Raw genomic sequence first — 4,510 nt, 5'->3', positions numbered from 1 at the left:
GCCCCGGGCTCCCGGGCCCCGGCTCCGCTCACCCCGGGCTCCCGGGCCCCGGCTCCGGTGGTCAGGCGTTCTCCGAGCGGAGCCTCGCCTCTTCCTCGCGCCATCCTTCTTCCTTCCGGATGTACTCGTTGTCCGCAAAGTCCGCGAAGTCGGCGGCCTCGGTCACGCGGCGGACCTCCAGCTTTGAGCCCGGTCCCAGCGGGCAGCGGCTGGCCCACTCCGCGGCTTCCTCCTTGGACGCCGCCTGGACGATCCAGAAACCGTTGAACAGTTCGTGCGTTTCGCCGTACGGGCCGTCGGTCACCATCGGCGGTTCCTCCGAGAAGTCCACGACGAATCCGCTGCCGTCGGAAAGATCAGCCAGGCCTTCTCCCGCCAGCATGACGCCGGCGTTGATCATCGCCTCGTTGTAGGCGCCCATCTTGTTGATCATTTCTTCGAACGGCATGGATTTGGACGCCTCAAGGGCTTCATCCGTGGACCGCATGATGAACATGTACTTCATGGCTCTCTCCTTCTCGGAACGAGGACGCGGGCATGCGCCTTCTACTATGCCGTCGAACGGGGGCCGTGGATATCGACAGCCCCGGGAAATTTTTTTCGGAATCTTCGCGCCGCGGTTCGGCGGCCCCGTGGCGGCCGCCTCTATGCTTGCCGTATGACCAACGACGATCAGTTGCGTGACCGCGCCCGGATGCTTGACGCCGCAGACCCGCTGGCCGGATACCGGACCCGGTTCGCGGGCCACGACGACGACGCCGTCGTGGCGTACCTCGACGGCAATTCGCTGGGCCGGCCGCTGGCCGCCAGCATCGAGCGCGTCCGGGACGTCATGGCGCAGCAGTGGGGCGGCCGGCTGATCCGGGCCTGGGACGAGGTCTGGCTCCAGTTGCCGGAGCGGATCGGCGACGAGCTGGGCCGGGTCGTGCTGGGAGCCGCGCCGGGCCAATGCGTGGTAGCCGACTCCACCACGGTGCTCCTGTACAAGCTGGCCCGCGCCGCGATCGACGCGCGCCCGGGGCGCCGGCGCATCCTGGTGGACCGGGACAATTTTCCGTCCGACCGCTTCATCGTGGAAGGCATCGCCGCCGAGTGCGGCCTGGAGCTGGACTGGCTCGAGCCCCCGCACGCCGGGGGAGTGACGGCAGAAGCGGTCCGGGCCGCCGTGGGGCCCGACACCGCGCTCGTGCTGCTCAGCCACGTGGCCTACCGCTCCGGCTATGTTGCGGACATTGCGGCCATCACTGCCGCCGCGCACGACGCCGGTGCCCTGGTTTTGTGGGACCTGTGCCATTCCGCCGGGGTGCTGCCCGTCGAACTGGACGCCTGGGGCGTCGACTTGGCCGCCGGCTGCAGCTACAAGTACCTCAACGGCGGGCCGGGCGCCCCGGCCTGGGCCTACGTGCGGACCGAGCACCGGCACCTGAGCCAGCCGATCCAAGGCTGGCTGGGCAGCGCCAAACCCTTCGAGATGGGTCAGGGGTACCAGCCGGCCGGCGGGATCCGCCGGTTCACGTCCGGGACTCCGCCGATCATCGGCATGACCGCGCTCCAGGACATGGTCGCCCTAATCGACGAGGCCGGTCTGGCGGCGGTCCGGGAAAAGTCGATCGCCCTGACCGGGTTTGCCGTCGAAGCCGTGCAGGAGGCGTTGGCCGGTTTCGGCGTCGTCATCGCCTCGCCGCTTGATCCGGCCGAACGCGGCGGGCACGTCACCATCGACCACCCGGACTTCAAGCAGATCACCGGCAGGCTCTGGGAGCAGGGCGTGATACCGGACTTCCGCGAGCCCGACGGCCTCCGGCTGGGGCTCTCGCCGCTGTCCACCAGCTTCGAGGAGGTGTGGCGCGGCATCGCCGCCATTCGCGCCGAGCTCGAACAGGTTTAGCCGCCCCGCCGGACCATCCGGATCTCGTGCAGGCCCTCCCACAGGCCGGTCAGCGGCTCGCGGCGTCCGTCCGGACTGAATCCGAGCTTGCGGTAGAATGCCTGGGCGCGCGGGTTGTCCTCGAGGACCCAGAGCAACGCCGGCCCGCCGCCGATCGCGGCCTCCAGCAGCTGCCGCCCGAGCCCGGTCCCGTAGGCCTCCGCCAGTACGTAGAGCATCTGCAGTTCGTGCGGCACGGCGGCGTCGGCGTCGTCGTCCTGCGCGGGGCCGCCGCCGGAGCAGCCGATGATCCGTCCGGCGGGGTCTTCGGCGACCCACAGCTCCGCACCCGCCGCCAGCCCGCGCGACCACCAGTCGATCTGCTGCTCCCGCCGGGCCGCTTCGGCGGCGAAGAAGCTCTCCGGCCGCTGGGACGCGTAGGTTTCCCGCCAGGCCGCGAGCTTCATGTCGAGCGTGGCGGGGATGTCGTCTCGGGTGGCGCGGCGGATGCGGAAATCGGGGGTTGGCACCCATGAATCCTAGCCGTGCCGCCGCCCGGATCCCATGTTTGCCGGCGCCGCAAGGTTCAGCGGCGGAAGTGGTCGACCGCCAGCTGGTAGCTGTGCGCCGTCAGGGCGGCGGTCTGCTCCCAGCCGAAGGACGAGGCGTGTACCGCCGCATTGGCGCCCAGCCGCTGGCGGAACTCCGGGTAGTCATGGAGCTCGCGGAGGGCCCCCGCCCACCGGGCCGGGTCGTGCCCGTCCACCAGCAGCCCGGTGAGCCCGTGGCTGACCGCCACCGGCAGCCCGCCCACGTTGGTAGCAACGACGGGCGTGCCGCACGCCTGCGCTTCCAGGGCGACCAAGCCGAAGGATTCGCTGAAGGACGGCACCGCGACTACATCGGCGCTGCGGAAGGTGGCCGCCAAGGCGCGCGGCTCCACGGGGGGCGAGAGCGTCACCGTGTCCGCCAGCCCCAGCTTCCCGGCCAGCGACGGCAGGTCAAGCCCGGCGGACCCGCTGATCTCCCCGATGATGGACACCCGCAGCCGGATGTCGGGCCGTTGCCGGCGCAGTTCCGCCGCGGCGGCCAGCAGGACCTGCGGCCCTTTGAGCACCTGGATGCGGCCGGCGAACACCAGGTGGAAGATATCCGGACCGATGCCCGCCGCCTCCCGGTCCGTGCGGCGGCCGTCGGGGCGGAAGGTGTGCAGGTCCACGCCGGGCGGGATCACGTCCACCGTCCCCTCGTCCGCGCCGTAGAGGTCGACCAACTCGGCCGCCTCGGTCAGGGTATTGGCGATCAGCCGGCCGGATCCGGACGCTATGGCTTGTTCGCCGTCGATCCGGGAGGCCGGCTCCGGCGGTTCGCCGGGCTGCAGGTGCAGGTTTTTGACCAGGCCCATCGTGTGCATCGAGTGCACCAGCGGAATGTGCCAGTCGTGCTGCAGCCGCAGCCCCACGGCACCCGAGAGCCAGTAGTGCGAGTGCAGCACGTCGTACCGTGCCCCGTCCCGCTGCGTGAACTGCCGCAGTGAAGCCTCCAGCGCGGCCAGCCGCTGGGGCAGGTCTTCCTTGCTTACCGCGTCGGCGGGGGCCCCGTCCAGGTGGATCACGCGGACGCCGGCGCGGGGATGTTCCACCGGTTCCTGCCCGTCGTGCAGGGAGCGGGTGAAAACGTCGACGGCGGTGCCCAGCGCCGCCTGTTCCCGCGCCAGGGCGCGCACGTAGACGTTCATGCCGCCGGCGTCGCCCCCGCCGGGGAGGGCCAGCGGCGAGGTATGCAGCGACAGCACGGCGATGCGCTCCGCGCCGACCATGCCCACCTCCAGACCGTGTCAGCCGGGACGTCTCCGGCTCGGAAAAACGACGTGCCGCCGAATTTGTCTAGCAGCCACTTTAGCCGCCCGGGTAAGCCCCAGCGGCTTGATGACGGATCAGTGCATGGTGAAGCGGCTGGCCACCGTGTCCTGCACGCCGGGGAAGCGGCTGAGCGTGCTGAAGAGGCGGTTGCGTGCCGCGAGCACCGGCGGCGGCAACGGCCTGCCCAGGGCCATGTTCAGGTGCGCCTGCCAGATGGCGGTGTTGGCCGCCCGCCGCCGGTCCGCCTCGTATCCCCGCAACGCCATGCCCGTCTGGTCTCCCGCCAGGGCCGCGGCCACGATCGGAGCCAAGGCCGCGGCGTCCAGCCAGCCCAGGTTCATGCCCTGCCCCCCGATCGGGCTGACCTGGTGTGCCGCGTCGCCGACCAGCGCGACGCGGCCGGCTATCAGCCGCCGGGGCATCCGGGAGCTGACGGAGAAGGCGCTGAGCATGGTGCAGCTGCCGGGGTCCGGGCCGGCGCCGGTGCGCCGCGCCACCAGGGAGGCGAGGCCGTCCGGCGTCGGGTGGCTGACCACGCCGGGCATCCTGGCCACCCAGCGCCGGGTGCCACCGGGGAGCGGGAAGGATTCGACGATCCCGCCCGCCTCCAAATAGAGCACGGCGGTGCTGCCGTCGCCGGTGGTGTCGGCGAAGTCTCCCATCAGGTAGGCGTCCGGATACACCCGCGTCCGCACCCCGACGCCGAGTTGGTGGCGCAGGGCGGAATAGGCGCCGTCGGCCGCCACCACCAGCCTGGCCCGCACCGTCTCCGCAGCAGCAG

Annotated in this window: 5 protein-coding genes; 1 reads left to right on the top strand and 4 read right to left on the bottom strand. The window is 71.2% G+C overall.

The features are described from left to right. Window positions 1-61 precede the first annotated feature (61 nt). Complete coding sequence (locus tag AC5RV2_RS14990; protein WP_494092991.1) at window positions 62-505, bottom strand: YciI family protein; 444 nt, start codon at window positions 503-505, stop codon at window positions 62-64. Between the two features lie 153 nt (window positions 506-658). Here AC5RV2_RS14990 and kynU point away from each other — a divergent pair, with 153 nt between their 5' ends. Next, window positions 659-1,888, top strand: a complete 1,230-nt coding sequence (gene kynU / locus AC5RV2_RS14985) for a kynureninase (protein ID WP_494092990.1) — start codon at window positions 659-661, stop codon at window positions 1,886-1,888. On the opposite strand, the gene AC5RV2_RS14980 is transcribed toward kynU, so the two are convergent. The 3 genes from AC5RV2_RS14980 to AC5RV2_RS14970 all read right to left on the bottom strand — a co-directional run. Continuing rightward, window positions 1,885-2,397 carry a GNAT family N-acetyltransferase gene (locus AC5RV2_RS14980; RefSeq protein WP_494092989.1) on the bottom strand — a complete coding sequence of 171 codons (513 nt, stop codon included), beginning with the start codon at window positions 2,395-2,397 and terminating at the stop codon, window positions 1,885-1,887. The genes kynU and AC5RV2_RS14980 overlap by 4 nt on opposite strands. 56 nt (window positions 2,398-2,453) lie before the next feature. After that, a complete protein-coding gene (gene mshA, locus AC5RV2_RS14975; protein ID WP_494092988.1) occupies window positions 2,454-3,686 on the bottom strand; it encodes a D-inositol-3-phosphate glycosyltransferase in 1,233 nt (410 codons plus the stop codon). A 117-nt stretch (window positions 3,687-3,803) separates the two neighbouring features. Further along, the coding region (locus AC5RV2_RS14970) for an FAD-dependent oxidoreductase (protein ID WP_494092987.1) at window positions 3,804-4,510 on the bottom strand (707 nt) is incomplete at its 5' end.

This window comes from Arthrobacter sp. Y3225116 (assembly GCF_059091245.1).
This window is presented reverse-complemented; position numbering and strand designations above follow the sequence as displayed.